Source organism: Streptomyces sp. NPDC046821, assembly GCF_040645335.1.
Lineage (GTDB): Bacteria > Actinomycetota > Actinomycetes > Streptomycetales > Streptomycetaceae > Streptomyces.
The window spans coordinates 219,902-244,863 of sequence record NZ_JBEYYB010000005.1; the positions used below are offsets into that span (position 1 = coordinate 219,902).

The 24,962-nt window shown below is 70.4% G+C and carries 19 protein-coding genes; 17 read left to right on the top strand and 2 right to left on the bottom strand.

Annotated elements, in window-relative coordinates; all coding sequences use genetic code 11:
* Window positions 1-53: 53 nt before the first annotated feature.
* From gatC to ABZ893_RS11970, 11 genes are all read left to right on the top strand, one after another.
* Window positions 54-350 (top strand): Asp-tRNA(Asn)/Glu-tRNA(Gln) amidotransferase subunit GatC, encoded by a 297-nt coding sequence (gatC, locus tag ABZ893_RS11920; protein WP_126889114.1) that lies wholly within the window; start codon window positions 54-56, stop codon window positions 348-350.
* Complete coding sequence (gene gatA, locus ABZ893_RS11925) at window positions 350-1,855, top strand: Asp-tRNA(Asn)/Glu-tRNA(Gln) amidotransferase subunit GatA (RefSeq protein WP_361401333.1); 1,506 nt, start codon at window positions 350-352, stop codon at window positions 1,853-1,855. The genes gatC and gatA overlap by 1 nt, the downstream gene beginning before the upstream one ends.
* Entirely contained in the window at window positions 1,852-2,094 is a 243-nt protein-coding gene (locus tag ABZ893_RS11930) for a hypothetical protein (protein WP_361400755.1), read from the top strand. Before gatA ends, ABZ893_RS11930 begins: the two co-directional genes overlap by 4 nt.
* 16 nt (window positions 2,095-2,110) lie before the next feature.
* Window positions 2,111-3,622 carry an Asp-tRNA(Asn)/Glu-tRNA(Gln) amidotransferase subunit GatB gene (gatB, locus tag ABZ893_RS11935; RefSeq protein WP_361400758.1) on the top strand — a complete coding sequence of 504 codons (1,512 nt, stop codon included), beginning with the start codon at window positions 2,111-2,113 and terminating at the stop codon, window positions 3,620-3,622.
* Window positions 3,623-3,877: 255 nt separating this feature from the next.
* Window positions 3,878-5,953, top strand: a complete 2,076-nt coding sequence (locus tag ABZ893_RS11940; protein ID WP_361400761.1) for a phosphocholine-specific phospholipase C — start codon at window positions 3,878-3,880, stop codon at window positions 5,951-5,953.
* Between the two features lie 226 nt (window positions 5,954-6,179).
* Window positions 6,180-8,456: an MMPL family transporter gene (locus ABZ893_RS11945; protein WP_361400764.1), complete on the top strand. Its 2,277-nt coding sequence runs from the start codon at window positions 6,180-6,182 to the stop codon at window positions 8,454-8,456.
* Window positions 8,434-8,985, top strand: coding sequence for a GNAT family protein (locus ABZ893_RS11950; RefSeq protein ID WP_361400767.1), 552 nt, complete (start codon window positions 8,434-8,436; stop codon window positions 8,983-8,985). Before ABZ893_RS11945 ends, ABZ893_RS11950 begins: the two co-directional genes overlap by 23 nt.
* 454 nt (window positions 8,986-9,439) lie before the next feature.
* The gene (locus tag ABZ893_RS11955) at window positions 9,440-9,961 is read left to right on the top strand and encodes a hypothetical protein (RefSeq protein ID WP_361400770.1); all 522 of its coding nucleotides are present in this window, start codon (window positions 9,440-9,442) and stop codon (window positions 9,959-9,961) included.
* Window positions 9,962-10,069: 108 nt separating this feature from the next.
* Entirely contained in the window at window positions 10,070-11,347 is a 1,278-nt protein-coding gene (locus ABZ893_RS11960; RefSeq protein WP_361400772.1) for a streptophobe family protein, read from the top strand.
* A 35-nt stretch (window positions 11,348-11,382) separates the two neighbouring features.
* On the top strand, window positions 11,383-11,943 hold the full coding sequence (locus ABZ893_RS11965) for a hypothetical protein (RefSeq protein WP_361400775.1): 561 nt from the start codon (window positions 11,383-11,385) through the stop codon (window positions 11,941-11,943).
* Window positions 11,944-12,089: 146 nt separating this feature from the next.
* Complete coding sequence (locus tag ABZ893_RS11970; protein WP_361400778.1) at window positions 12,090-12,293, top strand: DUF6191 domain-containing protein; 204 nt, start codon at window positions 12,090-12,092, stop codon at window positions 12,291-12,293.
* A 131-nt stretch (window positions 12,294-12,424) separates the two neighbouring features.
* Here ABZ893_RS11970 and ABZ893_RS11975 read toward each other — a convergent pair whose 3' ends face one another.
* Together ABZ893_RS11975 and ABZ893_RS11980 are read right to left on the bottom strand one after the other, a co-directional pair.
* Window positions 12,425-13,585, bottom strand: a complete 1,161-nt coding sequence (locus tag ABZ893_RS11975; RefSeq protein ID WP_361400781.1) for a PQQ-dependent sugar dehydrogenase — start codon at window positions 13,583-13,585, stop codon at window positions 12,425-12,427.
* Between the two features lie 270 nt (window positions 13,586-13,855).
* Entirely contained in the window at window positions 13,856-14,854 is a 999-nt protein-coding gene (locus tag ABZ893_RS11980) for an aldo/keto reductase (protein ID WP_361400784.1), read from the bottom strand.
* A 98-nt stretch (window positions 14,855-14,952) separates the two neighbouring features.
* Here ABZ893_RS11980 and ABZ893_RS11985 point away from each other — a divergent pair, with 98 nt between their 5' ends.
* The 6 genes from ABZ893_RS11985 to serA all read left to right on the top strand — a co-directional run bounded on the left by ABZ893_RS11985 (window position 14,953) and on the right by serA (window position 24,823).
* On the top strand, window positions 14,953-15,903 hold the full coding sequence (locus ABZ893_RS11985; RefSeq protein WP_361400787.1) for a 2-hydroxyacid dehydrogenase: 951 nt from the start codon (window positions 14,953-14,955) through the stop codon (window positions 15,901-15,903).
* A gap of 269 nt (window positions 15,904-16,172) precedes the next feature.
* Window positions 16,173-19,154: an EAL domain-containing protein gene (locus ABZ893_RS11990; RefSeq protein ID WP_361400790.1), complete on the top strand. Its 2,982-nt coding sequence runs from the start codon at window positions 16,173-16,175 to the stop codon at window positions 19,152-19,154.
* A 241-nt stretch (window positions 19,155-19,395) separates the two neighbouring features.
* A complete protein-coding gene (locus tag ABZ893_RS11995; protein ID WP_361400793.1) occupies window positions 19,396-21,243 on the top strand; it encodes an acetolactate synthase large subunit in 1,848 nt (615 codons plus the stop codon).
* A 30-nt stretch (window positions 21,244-21,273) separates the two neighbouring features.
* Complete coding sequence (gene ilvN / locus ABZ893_RS12000) at window positions 21,274-21,798, top strand: acetolactate synthase small subunit (protein ID WP_161304781.1); 525 nt, start codon at window positions 21,274-21,276, stop codon at window positions 21,796-21,798.
* Window positions 21,799-21,906: 108 nt separating this feature from the next.
* Window positions 21,907-22,905 (top strand): ketol-acid reductoisomerase, encoded by a 999-nt coding sequence (gene ilvC / locus ABZ893_RS12005; RefSeq protein ID WP_361400797.1) that lies wholly within the window; start codon window positions 21,907-21,909, stop codon window positions 22,903-22,905.
* Window positions 22,906-23,194: 289 nt separating this feature from the next.
* The gene (serA, locus tag ABZ893_RS12010; protein WP_361400800.1) at window positions 23,195-24,823 is read left to right on the top strand and encodes a phosphoglycerate dehydrogenase; all 1,629 of its coding nucleotides are present in this window, start codon (window positions 23,195-23,197) and stop codon (window positions 24,821-24,823) included.
* The last annotated feature ends 139 nt before the right edge of the window (window positions 24,824-24,962 follow it).

A 24,962-nucleotide genomic window follows, 5' to 3' on the forward strand; every position in this document is an offset into this window, starting at 1 on the left:
GCCCCCTAAGATTGGGCGCACACCATAACTGACTCACCCCAGAGGATCTCTGCATGCCTGGCATCACGCGCGAGGAGGTCGCACACCTCGCACGGCTGGCGCGTCTGGAGCTGAAGGACGAAGAGCTCGACCACTTCGCCGGACAGCTCGACGACATCATCGGCGCGGTCGCCCGCGTCTCGGAGGTCGCCGACCAAGACGTCCCGCCGACCTCTCACCCGCTGCCGCTGACCAACGTCATGCGGGCGGACGAGGTTCGTCCGTCGCTCACCCCCGCGCAGGCGCTCTCCGGCGCCCCGGCCCAGGAACAGCAGCGTTTCAAGGTGCCGCAGATCCTGGGGGAGGACTAATCACCATGACGGACAGCCACATCATCAAGCTCACCGCCGCCGAGATCGCGTCGAAGATCGCCTCCGGCGAGCTCACGGCCGTCGAGGTCACCGAGGCCCACCTGGCCCGGATCGAGGCCGTCGACGAGAAGGTGCACGCCTTCCTGCACGTCGACCGTGAGGGCGCCCTCGCGCAGGCCCGCGCCGTCGACGCCAAGCGCGCCGCGGGCGAGAAGCTCGGCCCGCTGGCCGGCGTACCGCTCGCGCTGAAGGACATCTTCACCACCGAGGGCGTGCCGACCACCGTCGGCTCCAAGATCCTCGAGGGCTGGATCCCGCCGTACGACGCCACCCTGACGCGCAAGCTGAAGGAGGCCGACGTCGTCATCCTCGGCAAGACCAACATGGACGAGTTCGCCATGGGGTCCTCCACCGAGAACAGCGCGTACGGCCCGACCGGGAACCCGTGGGACCTCACCCGTATCCCCGGCGGCTCCGGCGGCGGCTCCTCCGCGGCCCTCGCCGCGTACGAGGCCCCCCTCGCCATCGGCACGGACACCGGCGGCTCCATCCGCCAGCCCGCGGCCGTCACCGGCACCGTCGGCGTCAAGCCGACGTACGGCGGCGTCTCCCGCTACGGCATGGTGGCGTTCTCCAGCTCCCTCGACCAGGGCGGCCCCTGCGCCCGTACGGTCCTGGACGCGGCCCTGCTGCACGAGGTCATCGCCGGGCACGACCCGCTCGACTCGACGTCGATCGACGCGCCGGTCCCGCCGGTCGTCGAGGCGGCTCGCAACGGCTCGGTCGCCGGTATGCGCGTCGGCGTCGTCAAGCAGTTCGCCGGCGAGGGCTACCAGGCCGGCGTCGTCCAGCGCTTCAACGAGTCGGTCGAGCTGCTCAAGTCGCTCGGCGCCGAGATCGTCGAGCTGGACTGCCCGAGCTTCGACCTCGCCCTGTCGGCGTACTACCTGATCGCGCCGTCCGAGTGCTCCTCGAACCTCGCGCGCTTCGACGCCATGCGCTACGGCCTGCGCGTCGGCGACGACGGCACGAAGTCCGCCGAGGACGTCACCGCCCTCACCCGTGAGGCCGGCTTCGGCGACGAGGTCAAGCGCCGCGTCATCCTCGGCACGTACGCGCTCAGCTCCGGCTACTACGACGCGTACTACGGCAGCGCCCAGAAGGTCCGCACCCTGATCACCCAGGAGTTCGAGCGCGCCTTCGAGCAGGTCGACGTGATCGTGTCGCCGACGACGCCCACCACCGCCTTCCCGATCGGTGAGCGCACCGACGACCCGATGGCGATGTACCTGGCCGACGTGTGCACGATCCCGACCAACCTCGCGGGCAACGCCGCGATGTCCCTGCCCTGCGGCCTCGCGCCGGAGGACGGCCTGCCGGTCGGCCTGCAGATCATCGCCCCGGCCATGAAGGACGAGCGCCTCTACAAGGTCGGCGCTGCCGTCGAGGCCGCCTTCGTGGAAAAGTGGGGTCACCCGCTGATCGAGGAGGCTCCGTCGCTGTGAGTGCCGTGGCAAAGAAGGCCAAGAACTTCAAGAAGTCCAAGACCGGCGTGTACATGTCGCTGGCGAGCACCGCTTTCGGCGCCATCGGCGTCGCGAAGCAGGCCAAGCTGGCCCGCCACGAGCACGACACCCTGCGGCTCGTCGACGCCGCGGTGTCCGCCGCCGCCATCGTTACCGGCCTGGCGATCCTCTACCGGGAGCTGAAGCGCCTGGGCGACGACGACGTCCTGCTGGGCTGAGAGGGAAAGTCTCACCGTGACCGTCACTGAACTGATGTCGTACGACGCGGCACTCGCGACGTACGACCCCGTCATGGGCCTCGAGGTCCATGTCGAACTGGGTACGAAGACCAAGATGTTCTGCGGGTGCTCCACCGAGCTGGGCGCCGAGCCCAACTCGCAGACGTGCCCCACCTGTCTCGGCCTGCCCGGCTCGCTCCCGGTCGTCAACGCGATCGGCGTCGAGTCCGCCATCAAGATCGGCCTCGCGCTCAACTGCGAGATCGCCGAGTGGTGCCGCTTCGCCCGGAAGAACTATTTCTATCCGGACATGCCGAAGAACTTCCAGACCTCCCAGTACGACGAGCCCATCGCCTTCAACGGCTACCTCGACGTACAGCTGGAGGACGGCGAGGTCTTCCGCGTGGAGATCGAGCGCGCCCACATGGAGGAGGACACCGGCAAGTCGACGCACGTCGGCGGTGCCACCGGCCGCATCCAGGGTGCCTCGCACTCGCTGCTCGACTACAACCGCGCCGGCATCCCCCTCATCGAGATCGTCACCAAGCCGATCGAGGGCGCCGGCGAGCGCGCGCCGGAGGTCGCCAAGGCCTACGTCGCCGAGCTGCGCGAGGTCATCAAGGCGCTCGACGTCTCCGAGGCCCGCATGGACAAGGGCCAGATGCGCTGCGACGTGAACCTGTCGCTCCGCCCGAACGGGACCAAGGAGTTCGGTACCCGCAGCGAGACGAAGAACGTCAACTCGCTGCGTTCCGTCGAGCGCGCCGCCCGCTTCGAGATCCAGCGCCACGCGGCCGTCCTGTCGTCCGGCGGCACGATCATCCAGGAGACCCGTCACTTCCACGAGGAGGACGGCTCCACCACGTCGGGCCGCATCAAGGACAACGCCGAGGACTACCGCTACTTCCCCGAGCCGGACCTGGTGCCCGTGGCGCCGGCCCGCGCGTGGGTGGAGGAGCTGCGCTCCGGGCTGCCCGAGATGCCGCGCGTGCGCCGCAACCGCCTCCGCGAGGAGTGGGGCGTCAGCGAGCACGACATGCAGTCGATCCTCAACGCGGGCGCGGTCGACCCGATCGTCGCCACGATCGAGGCCGGCGCGGACTCCGTCTCGGCCCGCAAGTGGTGGATGGGCGAACTCGCCCGTAACGCCAACGAGTCGGGCAAGGCGCTCGACGAGCTGCCGATCACCCCGGCGCAGGTCGCCCGGGTCGCGGCGCTCGTCGCGGCCGGCGACCTCAACGACAAGCTGGCGCGCCAGGTCATCGAGGGTGTCCTCGCGGGCGAGGGCGACCCGGACGCGGTCGTCGAGAAGCGCGGCCTGAAGGTCGTCTCGGACGAGGGTGCGCTCGGCGCGGCCGTCGACGAGGCGATCGCCGGCAACGCCGGTATCGCCGACAAGATTCGCGGCGGCAAGATCCAGGCGGTCGGTGCGCTGGTGGGTGCGGTCATGAAGGCGACCCGGGGTCAGGCAGACGCCGCGCGCGTCAAGGAACTGATTCTCGAGAAGCTGGGCGTCAGCGAGGGCTGAGGCGGGTGGTTCGGGGGCTCCGCCCCCGGACCCCGCGTTCTTTGGCCTCAAACGCCGGCCGGGCTGGAATGCAGCCCGGCCGGCGTTTTGCGTGTCAACGGGAGATCTCCCGGCCGGCAGTTGGACCTTTGTCACAGACGCTTGGATGTTTGGGTTTCGGCCGGTTCATGTACTTCCGCGGGACATCTGGCGTGGTTAGCGTCCGGCTGAAACCAGCCAATGGGTCGTAGCAAGACCATTACGCGCGGAGGTCCCGTGTCCCCGGAAATATCCCGCAGACGTCTGATGGCCATCGGCGGTGGCGCGCTCGGCGTGGCCGCCGTCGGATCGTTCCTGCCGCCCTCCCTCCAGGAGGCGCTCGCGCAGGAGGCCCCGACGGGCGGGCTCGACGCGATCAAGCACGTCGTCGTCCTCATGCAGGAGAACCGGTCCTTCGACCACTACTTCGGCACCCTGCGCGGTGTCCGCGGCTTCGGCGACCGTAACGCCGTCCGACTGCCCAGTGGCAAGAGCGTGTTCGAGCAGCCGGGGCCCCTGCGGACCGTCATGCCGTTCCCCGTCCGGGAGGCCGCCGCGACGCAGAAGAAGGACCTCCAGTACATCGGCGCCCTCGACCACTCCTGGAGCGGCGGCGCCAAGGCCTGGCACGACGGCTGGATGGACGGCTGGATCAGCGCCAAGACCGCGGCCACGATGGCGTACTACACGCGCGAGGACATCCCTCTGCACTACGAGCTCGCCGACACCTTCACCGTCTGCGACGCCTACCACTCGTCCATCCACTCCTCGACGAGCCCCAACCGCAACCACCTGTGGAGCGGCAAGACCGGCTTCGAGGCCAACGGCAACCGCGCTGTCGGCAACGACGCCTACTCCGAGGGCACGCACCCCGGCTACAGCTGGGGCACGTACGCCGAGCGCCTGGAGCAGGCGGGCGTCAGCTGGCAGACGTACACGGAGTGGGAGAACTTCACCGACAACCAGATCGAGTTCTTCACCACCTTCAAGGCCATCGCCCGCAAGGTGCTCGACGGGACCGGCCTCACGTACATGGAGGCCTTCTACGCCAAGGTGCGCGCCGCGAAGGACGACGCCGCGCGCGCCACGCTCCTCGCGACCCTGGAGAGCGGCGTCGCGAAGCTGAGCGCGGGGGAGCGGTCGCTGTTCGACCGGGCGCTGCGGCGCGTGCCCACCGGCAAGCTCGCCGACACGTTCGCGCAGGACGTGGCCTCCGGCAAGCTCGCCCGGGTCTCCTACCTGGTGCCCTCGGCGGTCGACTCCGAGCACCCCTCCGTCTCGTCGCCCATCCACAGCGCGACCATCGTCTACAAGGTCCTCGACGCGCTCGCCTCGAACCCCGACGTGTGGAAGCACACCGCCGTCTTCATCAACTACGACGAGAACGACGGCTTCTTCGACCACGTGCCGCCGCCCGTCCCCGGCCCGGACAACACCGAGGAGCGCTGGAAGGGCCTGCCCACCGGGCTCGGCGCGCGCGTGCCGATGCTGGTCGTGTCGCCGTGGACCGTCGGCGGGTACGTCTGTTCGGAGGTCTTCGACCACACGTCCGTGATCCAGTTCCTGGAGCACTGGACCGGGGTCCGCGAGCCCAACATCAGTGACTGGCGCCGCCAGGTCACCGGCGACCTCACCGGCGCCTTCGACTTCACCCGCGCCCAGCGCCGCCCCGACATCCAACAGCCCGGCGCCATCCCGCCGTTCAGCGGCCGCTGGGCCCCGCAGCCGCCCGCGCAGCAGACGATGCCCGAGCAGGAGCCCGGCACCCGGCCCGCCCGCGCGCTCCCGTACCAGCCCGACGCGGACGCCTCCGAGACCGCGTCCGGCCTCACCGTGCGGCTCACGAACACCGGCAGCTCCAGCGTCCACTTCGCCCTCCAGCCGTACGCGGGCGAGTTCGCGATCCCGCAGCACCAGGACGTCGTCCGCGACGGAACATGGAACGTGCCGGTCCAGGGCGGCGCGTACGACTTCGTGGTGACGGGACCGAACGGGTTCCGGCGCGAGTTCGCCGGGCGGACCGGCGTGGGCGCCGAGGTGACCTCGGTCGTCGACGCACGCGCGCGTGTCGTGCGGCTCAAGGTACGCAACACGGGCGGTCAGCCACTCGACTTCGCGGTGACCACGCTCGCGTACGGGAAGCTCCCGGACCGGACCGTGACCGTGAAGCCCGGCCGGACGGTGACCGTCGTCCACGAGACGGCCGACGCCCACGGCTGGTACGACGTCCAGGTCACCGCCGGACCCGAAGGGGCCTTCCGGCGGCGCCTGATGGGGCACATCGAGAACGGGAGTGTGAGCGTCTCCGGCTGACGCTCGCCGATCACGTGCGGGCCTGAACCGGGCCGGGCCGCGCGGGAGTTCACATAAGGAAGTTGTGAACTCCCGTGCGGCTCTGACGTGCGCTTCAGCACCTGTGAGTAAGCCCACGAAAGCGACAAACGATCTCTTCATGCTGTAAGAGTGTTTTGCCATTGCTCAAGTGTTCTTTGCGGGTTTTTCCCGATAAAGATCCACAATCCATCCAGGAGCGCGTTTCGTGGCAGCACTCGCCCGCTGGTGTGCCAGGCACCGCCTCGTCGTCGTCCTCCTGTGGCTCCTCGCTCTCGGCGGCACCAGCGCGGCAGCGGCCGTGGCGGGATCCGCGTACTCGAACGACTACGAGGCACCCGGCACCGAGTCGGGACGCGCCACCCAGCTCCTGAACGCAGGCTTCCCCGGCCTCGGCGGCGACAGCGACACCGTCGTCTGGCACACCGACGGCAGCATGGTCCGCGCCGCCGACGTCAAACAGCGCATGACCCAGACGCTCGGCAAGATCGAGCACCTCCCCGGCGTCGCCGCCGTCGCGAGCCCGTACGACGCCCAGGGCGCGGCCCAGATCAGCTCGGACGGACGCACCGCCTACGCCACGGTCACCTTCGACCACCAGTCCAGCGACATCCCCAAGGCCGACGCCAAGCGCTTCGTCGACACCGCCAAGGCCGCCGAGCGGGGCGGCCCCGACGGGCTACGCGTGGAACTCGGCGGCAGCGCCGTCGCCCTCACCGAGTCGTCCGGCGGCCACCTCTCCGAGATCGTCGGCGTCGTCGTCGCCGCGGTCGTCCTGCTGCTCGCCTTCGGCTCCCTCGCCGCCAGCGCCCTGCCCATCGCCACGGCCCTGGTCAGCGTCGGCACCGCCGCCTCCGGCATCGTGCTCCTCGGACACGTCATGACCGTCGCCGACTTCGCCCCGATGCTCGGGATGCTCGTCGGCCTCGGCGTGGGCATCGACTACGCGCTGTTCATCGTGACCCGGCACCGGCGCGGCCTGAAACAGGGCCTCTCTGTGGACGAGGCCGCGGAACGCGCCGTCGCCACCACCGGCCGCGCCGTCGTCTTCGCCGGAGCCACCGTCTGCATCGCGCTCCTCGGGATGCTCATGCTGCGGCTCAGCTTCCTCAACGGCGTCGCGATCGCCGCGTCCCTGACCGTGCTGCTCACCGTCGCCGCGTCCGTGACCCTGCTGCCCGCGCTCCTGTCCTTCATCGGTCTACGCGCGCTCAGCAAGCGCCAGCGGCGCAGGCTCGCGGAACACGGGCCCGAACCGGAGCTGCCGACCGGGCTCGCCGCCCGCTGGGCCGCCTTCGTGGAGCGCCACCCACGCCTGCTCGGCGGCCTCGCCGTCGCCGTGATCGCGGTGCTCTCCGTCCCCACGTTCTTCCTCCACCTCGGCACGTCCGACCAGGGCAACAACGCGTCGTCGACCACCACCCGGCAGGCCTACGACCTGCTCGCCACCGGCTTCGGGCCGGGCGTCAACGGCCCACTGACCCTCGTCACGCCCATAGACGGCGCCGGCGACCACGTCGCCGTGAGCCAGCTGGAGTCCAGGCTCACCTCCGTCCAGGGCGTCACCTCCGTCAGCCCGGCGACGTACGACGAGGCGGGCACCACCGCCTACCTGACCGTCGTACCGGACTCCGCGCCCCAGTCCCAGAAGACCAGCGAACTCGTCGACCGGCTACGCACCGAGGTCATCCCGCCCGTCGAGAAGGGCACGCACCTCGACGTCCAGGTCGGCGGCGTCACCGCCAGCTACGACGACTTCGCCGCCGTCATCGTGGGCAAGCTGCCGCTCTTCGTGGGCGTCGTCATCGGCCTCGGCTGCCTGCTGCTGCTCCTGGCGTTCCGCTCGATCGGCATCCCCCTCAAGGCCGCCGCGATGAACGTCGCCGCCGTCGCCTCCGCCTTCGGCGTCGTCGTCGCGATCTTCCAGTGGGGCTGGGGCACCGACATGCTGGGCCTCGGCAGCGCCGGCCCGATCGAACCGTTCCTCCCCGTGATCATGGTCTCGGTCCTCTTCGGCCTGTCCATGGACTACCAGGTGTTCCTGGTCAGCCGCATGTACGAGGAGTGGCTGGAGACCCGCGACAACCGGCGGGCCGTCCGCGTCGGCCTCGCCGAGACGAGCCGCGTCATCAACTCCGCGGCCGTCATCATGATCTCCGTCTTCCTCGCCTTCGTCCTCAGCGGCGACCGCGTGATCGCGATGTTCGGCATCGCGCTCGCCGCCGCCGTCGCCCTCGACGCGTTCGTCCTCCGGACGCTGCTGGTCCCCGCCCTCATGCACCTGCTCGGGCGCGGCAACTGGTGGCTGCCCAAGTGGCTCGACCGCCGTCTCCCGCGCATCAGCATCGAGCCGCCCGAGACCCGCCCGGCCTATGAAACGATCCCGGTACCGCGCCGCCCGGACCCGGACGACGCACTCCTGGTCTCTCTGCTGAAGGCCGACGTCGAAGAACGGACACACGATGTACGCGATCTCCCTGGGTGACGACGGCGCGGAGCTGCGGCCGCTGGAGCCCTGGCACGCCGAGCAGTTCCTGGCCCACCTGGATCGCGGGCGCGAGTTCATCGGGCAGCACATCGCCTTCGGCGCGAACGTGAAGGACGCCGAGTCGGCCCGCGCCCTCATCCGCTCCTACGCCGAGAAGCGCGCCGCCGACAGCGGCAGCCTGCACGGGCTCTGGCTCGACGGAACCCTCGTCGGCGGCGTCCTCTTCCGCACCTTCGACGCGGAGGGCGGCACCTGCGAGGTCGGCTGCTGGCTCGAACCGGGGGCCTCCGGCCGGGGCCTGGTCACACGCGCGATGCGGGTCCTGATCGACTGGGCGATCCACGTACGCGGCATCCGCCGCGTGGAATGGGTCGCTTCATCGGAAAACGAGGCAAGCCTGAATGTGGCCCGCCGCCTGGGGATGCAGCGGGACGGGGTGCTGCGAGAGGCGGGGTCTTATCGGGGGCGGCGACAGGATCTTGAGGTTTGGTCGGTGCTGGCGGGGGAGTGGGGGACGGGGGTGTAAGGGGGGCTTGGCTTCTGGAGTGGGGGTTTGAAGGTCGGGGCTGGGCCTGAGGGGTGCTCGGGTCCTTGGGCGAGGCCATCTGGGGCGCGGGGGCTTGCAGGTGCGGCTTTTGGATGGGGCGCGGGCGCTTGAGGGGCTTGGGGTTTTTGGGCTAGGCGCAAGTTCTTGACGGGCGGGCCGGATATTCGGTGGTGCGTGGGCGCTCTCCGGGGCAGGGCCTTGGCGCGGGGCTCTTGCGCAGGGGGCGGGGTTTTGACGGGCGAGCCCCGACCCGTGTCGTGACCTGGGGCGATGGCGTCGCCGGGCCGTGGCAGGGTGCTGGAGCGTGCCGTGCGACTGGGGCCCGTGACCGGGAACTTTTCGGGGGTCGGGCCCGTTGCGAGGGCGACTTGATCATTTGCGGTGCCGTGCGACGGTCGGGCCGTCGTCGGGGGAAGCGAGCAAACTCATGGCCATGGTGGGCCTTTTCTGGATAGCCGAGGGCGACGTGTACGTGGGCGCCAAGCCCTCCGGTCTGGCACCCGGGGTGCGCCTGACCTCCGAAGGCGTGCTGGGCCTCGGCGACCGGCAGTCCGCCCTCTACCCGTGGGAGGACGTGACCTCCCTGACCGTGACCGACGTCCCCGTGAAGTCCCTGATGCGGCAGGCCGCCGTGGTCAAGGATCTGGCCCTGGGCACGGTGAAGCAGCTCGCCATGCCGGTGGGCACCGGCATGGTGGAGGCGGCCCCGCCGACGATGACGGTGCGCGTCGCATCGTCCGGCCGGGAGCACGACCTGGACGCCTACGTCGCCGCGGCCGTCGGCTACCCCCAGACCGAGGTCGACCTCTCCCGCACCCTCCTGTCCCGCCTCACCGAAGGTGCCGCGACGATGGAGACCACCCTTGCGGCCATGTCCGACTGGGGCCGCTCCTGGCAGGGCGGAGCACCCCGTGCCGCCGAACGGGAACGGCTGCTGCAGACCTGGGTCGGCTAGGAGCCCCCTACACACACCAGCAGGCGCTCCCACCTCATGCGGACCGAATGCCGACGCGGTCGGCCCTCTCGAGGGGCGATCCGTCGGGCGCCTGCCTAGCGTGGCCCCGTGAGCGAACAGGCATCCGACGCCGCGACCGGCACCCGGCGCAGCGCGAAGCACGGCTGGGCCGCCGCGCTCGTGGCCGTGCTCGGCGGGTTCGTGGCCATGGTGGTCATGGCCTCCCTCGGCCTCTGGGCCGCCGGCGCGACCGGACTCCCCGGGAACGCCTTCCCCCGCGTGGTCGCCGCCGTCGTGGTGATGGCGGCCTGCGGCTCCGTCGACTTCACCGGAAACGCCGGCGAGCTCGCCCGAACCCACGCCGACATCTCGGCCCTGCCCCTCTCCGTGACCCTCGCCGGCGCCCTGGTGATCGCGGCGGGCTTTCTACGGCCCCTGCGGCACCGGGCCATCGCGAGCGCCCGCGAACTCGCCGGCTGGGCCGCGCGGCTGGCCGCCCCATGGCTGGTGATCCTCATCGTCCTCGCCGTCGTGGCCAGGCAGGATTTCGAGATCCCGATCCAGGACCCGACGGGCGGCTTCATCGAGGGCATCCTGGGCGCCCCCAAGGTCGGATTCCGCGCGAATGTCCCCCTCACGGTCGTCTACGGCCTGCTCTGGCTCGCGGCCGTACTGATCCTCGCCCTCCTCGTCTCGCGCGGCGCCCCGCTCCCCGCCCGCCTCGTCCGCTTCCAGGAATCGGTCCGCCCGGCCGCGTACGCGATGGTCGCGCTGCTGCTCGCGTGCGTGGCCGTGGGCCTCGTGATCGGTCTCGTCGTCGCCGCGACCCGCAGCCACCCCGCGAGGACCTTCGCCGTCATCCTCCTCGGTCTCCCGAACGTCGTCTGGTTCTCCTACACCCTCGGCCTCGGCGCATCCTGGGACGGCAGGGTCGACGGCCCCTTCGGCCTGCCCATGCCGCACGTGCTGGCCCAGGTTCTCCGCACGCCCGACATCTCGACCGTCAACCTCAGCACACTGGCCCAGCACGACGGCCGCGTCTGGTGGGCCCTTCCCGTGGCCGCGGTACTCACGCTCGGCGCTGCCTTCGTCATGGCCCTGCGGTCACCCGCCCGCATACGAGCCTGGCAGCACGCCCTCCACATGACGGTCGCCCTCGTTCTCACCGTCCTCGCCATCTGCCTCCTCTCCCGGATCTCCGCGCACTACGGCCTGTCACTCCTCGGCCTCGGCGACATCGGCGGTGGCCTCGCCGGCCAGGTGTCCCTGCAGCCCAGACTCTGGACCGCCCTCGGCTTCGCCGCCCTGTGGGGCCTCGTCACCGGCTTCCTCGGCGCCCTGCTCGCCTCCCGGCGCCACCGCCGGGGCGAGGTCGCAGACCGTTAAGAGAGCTCTCAGACTCCGTCCGTACGGTGCGGGGCATGGTTACGAAGACTGAAGAGACGACCGAAGAGAAGACCGAAGCCGCGAAGCCCGAGACGAACGAGTCGACCGAGGCCATCGACACCACGAGCGACACGGACGCCGAACTGGACCTGGACCTCGACAAGGCCTCGGCGCTCTCCGAGGAGCCCGGAGACGGAGACGGCACCGGGGTGGGGCAGGGCGCGGGCGCCGTCGTCTCCGCCGCACTCGGGGTCGTCGCGCTCAGCGGCAGCTGGGTCGCGACCGTCGCCGCGGCACGCGAGTCCCTGATCGGCCAGCTCCAGACCGCCCGGAGCGCGAGCGTCGCCAAGCAGATCTCCGCGGTCTACGGCGACTCCTGGCACGCCACCGCTCTGGTCGGCGGGATCTTCGCCCTCCTCGCGCTGATCGTCGGTGCGGTTGTCCTGGCCCGGCCCGCGTTCGGCGCCCCGGGGCGGCCGCAGGCTGTGTGGATCAAGTCGGTCGCCTGGGCCGGTGTCTCCCTCGGCATCATCGGGCTGATTCTCGCGGTGGCCAAGTACACCGACATCCTCATGGCGCTCCCTTCGGCGTCCTGAGGCTCCTCTCCGTGGTGGGCTGAGGCGGCGGCACCGGGCGGTCGCGGGGCTGGCGGGGGATTCGTTCAAGATCCTTCCGGTTGATCCGAATACGTGAATACGCACTGACGTACGCTGGTCCGAGGTCTCGGCCACCCGGAGGTGCCGTGTTCAACATGTTCGAGGAGCTGTTCGCGCCCGGTCGTAAGAACACGAACGAGGAACGCAAGCGGCTGGAACTCACGCGCGCCGACGTCAACGACGGCGACCCGGGCAAGGGTCCGATAGACCTCACCTCGGGCAAGGTCCTGGTCCGCCGCCCCACCCCAGCCCCGACCGACGAACCAGAAGCACCGGAACCGTCTCCCTGACCCGCCCCAAAGCTGACGCCGCCCGACCCGCCCCGCGCGGACCGCCCGGTCAAGACGCGGCCCGGTCAAGACGCGGCCCGGTCACGACACGGCCCGGCCAAGACACGGCCCGGTCAAGACACGGCGCCCGGTCACGACACCTCCAGCTCCAGAATCCGGTCGTCCCCCTTCCTCGGCGTCCCCCGGGAATCCGTGTTGCTCGTCGTCAGCCACAGCTTGTTCCCGCCCGCCGAGACCACCGTCCGCAGGCGCCCGTACGTTCCCTGTTCCGTCGCTCTGTCGATGAGGAAGTCCTGGGGCTTGACCGCGGCCTGCTTGCCGTTCAAAGGGATCCGCCACAGCCGCTGGCCCCGTAGGGCCGCCATCCAGATCGAGCCCTCCGCGTAGGCGATGCCGCTCGGGGACGCCACGGACGTGCGCCACTCCTCCACGGGGTCGTGGAAGCCGCGCTTGCCGCTCGTGCCCTCCGCGAGGGGCCACCCGTAGTTGTCGCCCGCCACGATCAGGTTGAGCTCGTCCCACGTGTCCTGGCCGAACTCCGAGGCCCACAGCCGCTTGTCCTTGTCCCAGGCGAGGCCCTCCACATTGCGGTGACCGTACGTGTAGACGACGGAGTCGCCGAAGGGGTTTCCCGGGGCCGGCTTGCCGTCCGGGGCCATCCGGAGGATCTTGCCGGCCGGGGAATTCTTGTCCTGCGCGAGCTGCTTTCTCTCGGTCTCGCCCGTGCTCGCGTAAAGCATCTTGTCCGGGCCGAACGCGATCCGGCCCCCGTTGTGGAACATGCCTTTGGGGATGCCGGTGAACACCGCCTGGGGCGGGCCCAGCTGCTCACCCGGCGGTTTCTTCGCGTCGTACCGCATCCGCACGATGCGGTTGTCCGACTTCGCCGTGAAGTACGCGTAGAGCAGGTGGTCCGAGGCGTACGAGGGCGAGAGGGCCAGGCCGAGGAGTCCGCCCTCGCCCGCCGGGACCACCCCCGGCACCGTGCCGACGTCCGTCTTCTTTCCCGTGCCCGTGTCGACCAGGGTGACCGTCGCCTGGTCCCGCGAGGACACCAGCAGCCCGGCGCCACCGGGAAGCGGGGCCAGCCCCCACGGCGAGTTCAGCCCCGTCGCGACCGTGCGCAGCACCTTCACCGAGCCCTTGGCCGGCGGGGCGTCACTCTGCGCGTGAGCAGTGGCGCTGGGCCCGCCGTCCGACGGCCCGCCGCCACCCGAGGAACACCCCGCCGTGAAGAGGAGCGAGGCACAGGCCAGCACGGCCAACACGGGCTGCACACCTGGACGTTGCATGATCGGATCCCCTCGTCGCTGCGGTTCTATCGTTCATACACCGCAGCCACCCCGCAGGTTCCCCATCGACCCCGACGCATTCGGACCAACCCTCGCCCGCACCCCGGAACGCCGCACCCCGGAACACCGCGCTCCGGAACACCGCGCTCCAGAACGCCGCGCACGGCCCCGCGAGCCGAGCCGCCCCCCCAGAGCCCTGTCCGCCCTCGGCGACGAGGAGCCGCCCCCAGCCCGGGCCGCCGTTCGCCCCCCCCGCAACGCAGAGCGCCCCTAGTCCCAAGACCCCCGCCCCCGCGGCAGCGACGCAATCTCCGCCAGATCCCGATCCGTGAGCCGCAGCTCCGCCGCCCCCGCGTTCTCCACCGCCCAGCGCTCCCGCTTGGCCCCCGGCACCGGGACCACGTGCCGCCCGCGCCCCAGCACCCACGCCAGTGCCACCTGCGCCGGAGTCACCTCTTCCCCGTGCCGCGCGGCGACCCGGCGCAGGCCGGCCACGATCGGCTGGTTGGCCGCCATCATCTCCGCGGTGAACCGGGGATGCCGGGCCCGCAGATCGTCCGGTTCGAAACCCTGCCCAGGCGTCAGCGTCCCCGTGAGGAACCCGTTGCCCAGCGGCATAGCGGCGAGGAACCCCACGCCCCGCGCCTCGCACCACGGCAGCAGCGTCTCCAGCGCCTCCGGCGACCACACGGACAGCTCGGCCTCGACCGCGCTCACCGGGAACACCTGCTGCACCCGCTCCAGCTGCCGGATCGTTCCCGCATGGAGCCCCGTGCGGCCCCGCCGGGTCGCCCGCGCCCCCACCGCGCACAGCCCGAGCGACCGCACCTTCCCCGCGGTCACCAGCTCCGCCATGGCGCCCCACGTCTCCTCGACGGGCACCTCGGGGTCGGCGCGGTGCAGCTGGTAGAGGTCGATGGTGTCCGTCTGGAGGCGTCGCAGGGACGCGTCGCAGGCCCGCTTCACGTACCCGGGGCGCCCGTTGGCGACGACGTGCTGTTCCCCGACGAGCAGCCCGCACTTGGTCGAGACGAAGGCGTCGTCGCGGCGCTCCTTGAGGACCCGTCCCAGGAGCAGTTCGTTCGTGAACGGCCCGTACATGTCCGCCGTGTCCAGCAGGGTCGACCCCCGGTCCAGCGCGGCGTGCACGGTGCGCACGGATTCTTCCCCCCGTTGCCGCGAGCCGGTGTAGGCCCAGCTCATCGGCATACATCCGAGTCCGATCGCGCCCACCTCGAGCGCTGCCGCCCCGATCGTCCTGCGCTCCACCTGGAAGCAGCCTCCCCCTGTGTGTTCGAGAGGCCCCCAAACTAACCTCTGGTACCCGGTCCGCCGCGCGCAGCCTCCCGCCCATTAGCCTCCAGGGCATGAGTGCTGAGGTAACCGCCGACGTATGGCTTCCGTTCCGCGAGGACGAGATCTCCGGGCTGCCCGAGGGGCTCAACTACCGCTTCTGGGACGGCGGCCCCGACTTTCCCGCAGACCCGGCGGCCTGCGCGTTCTACGCCGTCCCCTACATGAAGGGCGCGGCCGTCAGCGTGCGCCCCTTCGCGGAGATGACGTCCCTGAGCGTCGTGCAGACGCTCACCGCAGGCGTCGACCACGTCCAGGGAGGGGTGCCGTCGCTCCGGTCCGGCGTGCGGCTGTGTAACGCGCGCGGGGTGCACGAGGCGAGCACCGCCGAGCTGGCGCTCACCCTGGTCCTGGCCTCCCTGCGGGGCGTTCCCGGGTTCGTCCGGGGGCAGGACAGCGAGGAGTGGCGTTCCGGTTTCTATCCGGCGCTCGCCGACAAGAACGTCCTGATCGTCGGCTACGGAGCCATCGGCTCAGCCATCGAGGACCGGCTCGCCCCCTTCGAGTGCGCGCGGGTCGTGCGCGTCGCACGCTCCGCCCGCACCACCGCACGCGGCCCCGTGCACCCGTTCGACGAACTGCCGGCGCTGCTCCCCGACGCGGACGTCGTGATCCTTTCCACGCCCCTGAACGAGGCCACGCGCGGCCTCGTGGACGCCGAGTTCCTGGCGCGGCTCAAGGACGGTGCCCTGCTCGTGAACGTCGCGCGCGGCCCCGTCGTCGACACCAAGGCGCTCCTGGCCGAGCTGGAGAGCGGCCGGATCACCGCCGCTCTCGACGTCACTGATCCCGAACCGCTGCCCCAGGGGCACCCGTTGTGGCACGCTCCCGGTGTACTCGTCAGCCCGCACGTCGGAGGTTCCACTTCCGCGTTCTGGCCGCGCGCCAAACGCCTGCTCGCGGCCCAGCTCACCCGCTTCGCGGCGGGCGAGCCGCTGGAGAACGTCGTCCTCACGACGGACTGACGACGGGTCGACGACGGGCTTCCGGCGGGCCCGGCGGCCGGTCGCCCGGCACGCGCCCCCGTGTGCGCACCGCGCCCCCCGGAACGCTCCGCGCCCGCCCGGATGCGCCCCGTACGGGCATCGCCGCTGGTCGTTACGGAGAGTAGAGAGACTATGTCCCTGAGTGACGACTCTGGTGTATCGTCCCGACTGGGGCAGCGCCGTGGCGAGTTCGGCGCCGGGGACCGACTACCGGGACTGCGAGGGGGGCGACGGGCGATGCACGGCCTATGGGCGAACGATCCGACGCGGCGGGGACGCCGGCGGCGTCCCGCGCGCGCACCGGCCCCCCAGGTCCGCTACGAGCGCAAGCCCCCGAACGCCGGAGGCGGACACCGGACCGCGGGAGCGGGGCGGACCGGAGTGACCCCGTGAGCGCCCCCGGGGCCCTGATCACCGGCCGCCGACTGTTCCAGGGCGGAGGGTCCAGCCTCGCCTCGCAGGTCGTGCTCGCGCTCCTGTGCGCGGGGTACGCCACCGGGTCCGCGCTCGGCTGGGGATCCGTCCGACTGGCCCTGTTCATGGGCGACTTCGGCCTCAGCTCCGCCGCGGCCGTCGCCGCCGTGTCGAACTTCGCGTACGCGCGCAGCGGACGCAGCCGGTTTCGGCCCGCCTGGATCCTGTTCGCGATCTCCTCCGCCATGGCCTCCCTGGGCAACGGCGTGTGGGGCTGGTACGAGGTCGTCCTGCAGCGCCCCGTGCCGACGCCGAGCATCGCCGACTTCTTCTTCCTCTGCTTCGCCCCGCCCGCCATCGTGGGCCTGCTCGTCCTCGCCAAGCGCCCCGTGACCAAGGCCGGCTGGGTCTGCCTCGCGCTCGACTCCTGGCTCATCGCGGGCTCGCTGATCACGCTCTCCTGGAGCCTCGCCCTCGCGCACGCCGCGCGGTTCGACGGCCCGAGCGTCGCCCGCACCGCGCTCTCCCTCGCCTACCCCCTGCTCGACATCGCGCTCGTCAGCATGGTGCTCGCCCTGCACTTCCGGCGCGCCCCGGGCAACCGCACGGCGGTGAACACGGCGATCGGCGCACTCGCCCTGACCGTGCTCTGCGACGCCCTCTTCACCTCCCCACTCCTGCACGCGAGTTACCGCTCGGGCGAGATCCTCGACGCCGGCTGGTTCGCCGGCTCGCTCCTCCTCGCGTACGCGCCCTGGGTGGGGCCGCGGCAGGGGGAGTACGACGACGAGCTCGCGTATCCGAGGCGCGGCGGGCGCTATCAGGTCACCCGCCCCATCACCGGCTCGATCGCGGCCCTGACGCCCTATCTCGCCGCCGCCGTCTGCACGTTGGGGATTCTCTACAACGTGCTGAACGGCCACAGTGTGGACCGGGTCGTCCTCTTCACGGCCTGCATGGTCGTCCTCGCCCTCATCGTGCGCCAGGGCATCATGCTCCTCGACAACATCACGCTCACCCAGGAGCTGGCCCACAAGGAGAGCCACTTCCGCTCCCTGGTGCAGGGCTCCAGCGACGTCATCATGATCGCCGCTCCGAACGGCATCCTCAGATACGTCAGCCCGGCCGCCGCCGGGGTCTACGGGCGCGACGCCGAGGAACTCGTAGGGGCCGAGCTGGCCTCGATCATCCACCCCGAGGACCTCGGGCGCGTGGTCCACGAAGTGCGCCGCTTCCTCGCCGCGAGCCAGGTCGAGGAGCCCACGACCCGCATCGAGTGCCGCTTCAGCTCCGGCGCCGGCGGCTGGCTGAACGTGGAGTCGACGGTCAACCGCCACCACGGCGGCCTCATCTTCAACAGCCGTGACGTCACCGAACGGGTGCGCCTCCAGGCGCAGTTGCAGCACAACGCCGAGCACGACCCGCTCACCGACCTGCCGAACCGCGCCCTGTTCACCCAGCGCGTCGGCCGCGCCCTCGGCGGGCGCCGCGCCACCGACCGGGGCACGGCCGTCCTCTTCATCGACCTCGACGGCTTCAAGCAGGTCAACGACACCATCGGGCACCAGGCCGGCGACGAGCTCCTCGTCCAGGCAGCCCGCCGGCTGGCCGAATCCGTACGCTCCGGAGACACCGCCGCCCGCCTCGGAGGCGACGAGTTCGCGGCCCTCATCGTCGGCGACGGCGGCCGCGACCACACGGCCCGCGAACAGCACATCCACGAGCTCGCCGACCGCCTCAGAATCACCCTCTCCAAGCCGTACGCCATCGACGGGAACGACGTCAGGGTCGCCGCCTCCATCGGCGTCGCCTTCGCCGAACCCGACATCTCCGCAGGCGAGTTGCTGCGGAACGCGGACCTCGCGATGTACCGCGCGAAGGCCGCAGGCAAGGGCCGCGTCGAGCTGTACGCTCCCCAGATGCAGGCCGACGTCGTCCGCAAGGCAGAGCTCGTCACGCGACTGCGCTCCGCCCTGCACGACGGAGAGTTCGCCCTCCTGCACCAGCCGGTGGTCTCCCTGGGCAACGGCCGGATCACATCGGTTGCCGCGCAGGCCCGCTGGCGCTCGACCCAGGGCATCCTCTTCACCCCCGCCGAGTTCCTGCGCACCGCCGAAGAGGGCGAGCGCACCGCCGAGCTCGGCCGGTGGATGCTGGAGGAGGCGGTCGAGCAGGCCGCCGAGCGCGGCCGCAGAGGCCACCCCGTACCGGTGGCCGTCCGGATGAACGCAGGCCGACTTCTGGACCGGTCGCTGCCCCTCGGTTCCATCGAGGCACTCCTCACCCGGCACGGACTGCCCTCGGGCGCGCTCATGATCGAGCTGGCCGACAGCGACCCCCGGGTCTCCCTCGACGAGCTGGAGCGCCGCCTCAACGCCCTGCGCCGGCTCGGTATCCGCATCGCCCTGGACGGCTTCGGCAGCGGCTACGCGGCCATCACCGCGCTGCGCCGGCTCCCGGTCGACGTACTGAAGCTCGACCGGAGCCTGGTGGAGGGAGTCGTGGAGTCCGCCCGTCTGCACAAGATCACCAGCGGGCTGCTGCGTATCGCCGGTGACCTCGGGCTGAAGTCCGTGGCCGACGGGGTAGATCTCCCGGAGCAGGTCGTCGCGCTGCGCGCCATGGGCTGCACGCACGGGCAGGGCATGGCGTTCTCCGGGCCGCTCGACGAGTACCGGCTGCGCCGGGCGCTGGCCTCCGGGGGCTATCCGATGCCCACCGGACCGGCCGAGCCGGTGTTCGCGGGCATCCCGTCGGGGGCCGGACGGGGGACATTGCTCCGTTCACATGATGAGACGGCCGTCCCACCTACTTGACACGCACAGTGCCCCGGAGGGAGGGTCAGAGCCATGCGCACCCGAATTCTCGTACTTGGAAAGCGCGTCGGCTGAAGCTGGGGCCACCGGTCAAGACACCGGACCCCAGTGACCGCACCCGACGCGCTCCCCTCGCTTGCCTCGCGGCACGAGGGGTTTTTTGTTGCACAGGCGCCTTCCGGCCGCTGACGCACACCGCCCAAACCTCGCAAAAACCCTCAGCATCGAGAAGAGAATGCCGATGACCGAGCAGGCCACCGGGGCCAACCACCCGCAGCCGCGGCCCCGTTCCGGAGGACAGCAGTCCACCCCGATCGAGCACGTCACGGGTGCGAAGTCCCTCATCCGTTCGCTCGAGGAGGTCGGGGTCGACACCGTATTCGGCATTCCCGGCGGCACGATCCTTCCCGCGTACGACCCGATGATGGACTCCAAGAAGGTCCGTCACGTCCTCGTGCGCCACGAGCAGGGTGCGGGTCACGCGGCCACGGGTTACGCCCAGGCCACCGGCAAGGTCGGCGTGTGCATGGCCACTTCGGGTCCGGGTGCGACGAACCTGGTGACGCCGATCGCCGACGCGTACATGGACTCGGTGCCGCTCGTCGCGATCACCGGCCAGGTCGTGTCCAACGCGATCGGCACGGACGCCTTCCAGGAGGCGGACATCGTCGGCATCACCATGCCGATCACCAAGCACAGCTTCCTCGTCACCAAGGCCGAGGACATCCCGAAGGCGATCGCCGAGGCGTTCCACATCGCCTCGACCGGCCGGCCCGGCCCGGTCCTCGTGGACATCCCGAAGGACATCCTGCAGCAGCAGACGACCTTCTCCTGGCCGCAGCAGCAGGACCTGCCCGGCTACCGCCCGGTGACCAAGCCGCACGCCAAGCAGATCCGCGAAGCCGCGAAGATGATCACCGAGGCGAAGCGCCCGGTCCTCTACGTCGGCGGCGGTGTGCTCAAGGCGCACGCCACGGCCGAGCTGAAGGTCCTCGCCGAGCTCACCGGCGCGCCCGTCACCACCACCCTGATGGCGCTCGGCGCGTTCCCCGACAGCCACCCGCTGCACGTGGGAATGCCGGGTATGCACGGTGCGGTCACCGCCGTCACCGCGCTGCAGAAGGCCGACCTGATCGTCGCCCTCGGTGCCCGCTTCGACGACCGCGTCACCGGCAAGCTGGACAGCTTCGCACCGTTCGCGAAGATCGTCCACGCCGACATCGACCCGGCCGAGATCGGCAAGAACCGCGCCGCCGACGTGCCGATCGTGGGTGACGCCCGCGAGGTCATCGCCGACCTGGTCCAGGCTGTGCAGAAGGAGCACAGCGAGGGCAACAAGGGCGACTACACCGCGTGGTGGAAGGACCTCAGCCGCTGGCGCGACACGTACCCGCTCGGCTACGACCAGCCCGAGGACGGCTCGCTCTCCCCGCAGAACGTCATCGAGCGCATCGGCCAGCTGGCCCCCGAGGGCACGATCTTCGCCGCGGGCGTCGGCCAGCACCAGATGTGGGCCGCGCACTTCATCCAGTACGAGCAGCCCGCCACCTGGCTGAACTCCGGCGGCGCCGGAACGATGGGCTACTCCGTGCCGGCCGCGATGGGCGCCAAGGCCGGTCAGCCGGACCGCACCGTCTGGGCGATCGACGGCGACGGCTGCTTCCAGATGACCAACCAGGAACTGACCACCTGCGCGCTCAACAACATCCCGATCAAGGTCGCCATCATCAACAACGGCGCCCTCGGCATGGTCCGCCAGTGGCAGACGCTGTTCTACAACCAGCGCTACTCCAACACCGTCCTGCACAGCGGCCCGGACGACATCCAGGCCAACAAGGGCACGCGTGTCCCGGACTTCGTGAAGCTGTCCGAGGCCATGGGCTGCCACGCCATCCGCTGTGAGCGCCCGGAGGACCTGGACAAGGTCATCGCCGAGGCCAACTCCATCAACGACCGTCCCGTCGTGATCGACTTCATCGTCCACGAGGACGCCATGGTGTGGCCGATGGTCGCCGCCGGCACCTCGAACGACGAGGTCCTGGCCGCCCGCGGGGTCCGCCCCGACTTCGGCGACAACGAAGACGACTGAGACCGAGAGCGAAAGAGAGACTCAAGAGCCATGTCCAAGCACACGCTCTCCGTCCTGGTCGAGAACAAGCCCGGTGTCCTCGCCCGGATCACCGCACTGTTCTCCCGCCGCGGGTTCAACATCGACTCGCTCGCGGTCGGTGTCACCGAGCACCCCGACATCTCCCGCATCACGATCGTGGTGAACGTCGAGGACCTCCCGCTCGAGCAGGTCACGAAGCAGCTGAACAAGCTGGTCAACGTCCTGAAGATCGTCGAGCTGGAGCAGGGCCACGCCGTCCAGCGCGAGCTCGTCCTCGCCAAGGTCCGCGCCGACAACGAGACGCGCTCGCAGATCGTCGAGATCGTCCAGCTGTTCCGCGCCAAGACCGTCGACGTCTCCCCGGAGGCCGTCACCATCGAGGCCACCGGCTCCAGCGACAAGCTGGAGGCGATGCTGAAGATGCTGGAGCCCTTCGGCATCAAGGAGCTCGTCCAGTCCGGCACCATCGCGATCGGCCGCGGCTCGCGCTCGATCACCGACCGGAGCCTGCGGGCGCTCGACCGCAGCGCCTGAGCCTCGAGGCGCCCTCGCGCGCCCTCTCGTATACCGAGACCCCAACACTTCAAACCCGAGTCCCGCCGTACGGTGGGAAGCAACACCAGCACACCAAGGAGAACCCCAGTGGCCGAGCTGTTCTACGACGCCGACGCCGACCTGTCCATCATCCAGGGCCGCAAGGTCGCGGTCATCGGTTACGGCAGCCAGGGCCACGCCCACGCGCTGTCGCTCCGTGACTCGGGTGTCGACGTCCGCGTCGGTCTGCACGAGGGCTCCAAGTCCAAGGCCAAGGCCGAGGAGCAGGGTCTGCGCGTCGTGACGCCGTCCGAGGCCGCGGCCGAGGCCGACGTCATCATGATCCTCGTCCCGGACCCGATCCAGGCCCAGGTCTACGAGGAGTCCATCAAGGACAACCTGAAGGACGGCGACGCCCTGTTCTTCGGTCACGGCCTGAACATCCGCTTCGACTTCATCAAGCCGCCGGCCAACGTCGACGTCTGCATGGTCGCCCCCAAGGGCCCGGGTCACCTGGTGCGCCGCCAGTACGAGGAGGGCCGCGGCGTTCCGTGCATCGCGGCCGTCGAGCAGGACGCCACGGGCAACGCCTTCGCGCTGGCCCTGTCGTACGCCAAGGGCATCGGTGGCACCCGCGCCGGCGTCATCAAGACGACCTTCACCGAGGAGACCGAGACCGACCTGTTCGGTGAGCAGGCCGTCCTCTGTGGTGGCACCGCCGCGCTGGTGAAGGCCGGTTTCGAGACGCTGACCGAGGCCGGCTACCAGCCGGAGATCGCGTACTTCGAGTGCCTCCACGAGCTGAAGCTCATCGTCGACCTCATGTACGAGGGCGGCCTGGAGAAGATGCGCTGGTCGATCTCCGAGACCGCCGAGTGGGGCGACTACGTCACCGGCCCGCGCATCATCACGGACGCCACCAAGGCCGAGATGAAGAAGGTCCTCGCCGAGATCCAGGACGGCACCTTCGCCCGCGAGTGGATGGCCGAGTACCACGGCGGCCTGAAGAAGTACAACGAGTACAAGACCCAGGACGAGAAGCACCTCCTGGAGACCACCGGCAAGGAGCTGCGCAAGCTCATGAGCTGGGTGAACGAAGAGGCGTAAGCCCTCGGACCGCGGGGCCGGGGCACACGCTCCGGCCCCGCGGTTGCTTTACGCGGCCGCCCCGCGCGGCCGTCGTCGCAGCCGCGCGTCAAAGGCTTGTCCACACCGTCCAGCCACGGACGGGTGATCCTTCCACCGAGGCGCAAGACCACCTCTGAAGCGCGACTAGACTGAAACACACATTCGCGTCGGGCCCACAGCGTCGTGCGTCTTCCACGCGGCTCAGGGAGTGTCTGGGCACTCCCTCAACCCTCTCCACCGCCTGCGGCCATCGGGACGGCCGCCAGCTATGGGACCTGTGAGGACTCACGTGAGCACTTCTCCTGCAACCGGCAAACCCGTCGTACTGATCGCGGAGGAGCTCTCCCCCGCGACCGTCGACGCGCTGGGCCCCGACTTCGAGATCCGCCGTTGCAACGGCGCCGACCGGGCCGAGCTGCTCCCGGCCATCGCCGACGTCGACGCGATCCTGATCCGCTCCGCCACCAAGGTCGACGCCGAGGCCATCGCCGCCTCGACGAGGCTCAAGGTCGTCGCCCGCGCCGGTGTCGGCCTCGACAACGTCGACGTCTCCGCCGCCACCAAGGCCGGCGTCATGGTCGTGAACGCTCCGACCTCCAACATCGTGACGGCCGCCGAGCTCGCCTGTGGTCTGCTCATCGCCACCGCGCGCAACATCCCGCAGGGCAGCCAGGCCCTCAAGGCCGGCGAGTGGAAGCGCTCCAAGTACACGGGCGTCGAGCTGGCGGAGAAGACCCTCGGCGTCGTCGGCCTCGGCCGCATCGGCGCGCTCGTCGCGCAGCGCATGTCCGCGTTCGGCATGAAGGTCGTCGCGTACGACCCCTACGTGCAGCCGGCGCGCGCCGCGCAGATGGGCGTCAAGGTCCTCACGCTCGACGAGCTGCTCGAGGTCTCCGACTTCATCACCGTGCACCTCCCCAAGACCCCCGAGACCGTCGGCCTGATCGGCGACGAGGCGCTGCGCAAGGTCAAGCCGACCGTCCGCATCGTCAACGCCGCGCGCGGCGGGATCATCGACGAGGCCGCGCTGTACTCGGCGCTCAAGGAGGGCCGCGTCGCCGGTGCCGGCCTCGACGTGTACGCGAAGGAGCCCTGCACGGACTCCCCGCTCTTCGAGTTCGACCAGGTTGTCGCCACGCCGCACCTCGGTGCCTCCACGGACGAGGCCCAGGAGAAGGCCGGTATCGCCGTCGCCCGCTCCGTGCGGCTCGCCCTCGCCGGTGAGCTCGTGCCCGACGCGGTGAACGTCCAGGGCGGCGTCATCGCCGAGGACGTCAAGCCGGGTCTGCCGCTCGCCGAGCGTCTCGGCCGCATCTTCACCGCGCTCGCCGGTGAGGTGGCCGTCCGTCTCGACGTCGAGGTCTACGGCGAGATCACCCAGCACGACGTGAAGGTGCTCGAACTCTCCGCGCTCAAGGGTGTCTTCGAGGACGTCGTCGACGAGACCGTCTCGTACGTGAACGCTCCGCTGTTCGCCCAGGAGCGTGGGGTCGAGGTCCGCCTCACCACGTCGAGCGAGTCGCCCGACCACCGGAACATGGTCACCGTGCGCGGCACCCTCGGCGACGGCCAGGAGGTCTCGGTCTCCGGCACGCTGGCCGGCCCCAAGCACCTCCAGAAGATCGTCGCCGTCGGCCAGTACGACGTGGATCTCGCGCTGGCGGAGCACATGGTCGTTCTGCGGTACGACGACCGTCCCGGTGTCGTCGGCACGGTGGGGCGTGTGCTGGGTGAGGCGGGGATCAACATCGCCGGTATGCAGGTCGCCCGTGCGGACCTTGGTGGCGAGGCGCTGGCCGTTCTGACGGTGGATGACACGGTTCCGGCTGCGGTGCTTTCTGAGCTGGCGTTGGAGATCGGTGCGACGTCGGCGCGGGTTGTGAACCTGGCGGGCTAGTTTTTCTGCATGCGTGGATGGGCCCGGGTCACCGTTTGTGGGTGGCTCGGGCCCATCCTTTTTCTCCCCAAGCCCGCCCCTTCCCGAATGTCCTCAAACGCCGGACGGGCTGAAAGGGAGTGTCCTCAAACGCCGGACG

Coding starts and splice junctions, on each gene's coding strand:
- gatC (WP_126889114.1), top strand. CDS start 54: ATGCCTGGCATCACGCGCGAGGAGGTCGCACACCTCGCACGGCTGGCG.
- ABZ893_RS11950 (WP_361400767.1), top strand. CDS start 8,434: ATGTACGCGATCTCCCTGGGTGACGACGGCGCGGAGCTGCGGCCGCTG.
- ABZ893_RS11955 (WP_361400770.1), top strand. CDS start 9,440: ATGGTGGGCCTTTTCTGGATAGCCGAGGGCGACGTGTACGTGGGCGCC.
- ABZ893_RS11965 (WP_361400775.1), top strand. CDS start 11,383: ATGGTTACGAAGACTGAAGAGACGACCGAAGAGAAGACCGAAGCCGCG.
- ABZ893_RS11975 (WP_361400781.1), bottom strand. CDS start 13,585: ATGCAACGTCCAGGTGTGCAGCCCGTGTTGGCCGTGCTGGCCTGTGCC.
- ABZ893_RS11985 (WP_361400787.1), top strand. CDS start 14,953: ATGAGTGCTGAGGTAACCGCCGACGTATGGCTTCCGTTCCGCGAGGAC.
- ABZ893_RS11990 (WP_361400790.1), top strand. CDS start 16,173: ATGGGCGAACGATCCGACGCGGCGGGGACGCCGGCGGCGTCCCGCGCG.
- ABZ893_RS11995 (WP_361400793.1), top strand. CDS start 19,396: ATGACCGAGCAGGCCACCGGGGCCAACCACCCGCAGCCGCGGCCCCGT.
- ilvN (WP_161304781.1), top strand. CDS start 21,274: ATGTCCAAGCACACGCTCTCCGTCCTGGTCGAGAACAAGCCCGGTGTC.
- serA (WP_361400800.1), top strand. CDS start 23,195: ATGGGACCTGTGAGGACTCACGTGAGCACTTCTCCTGCAACCGGCAAA.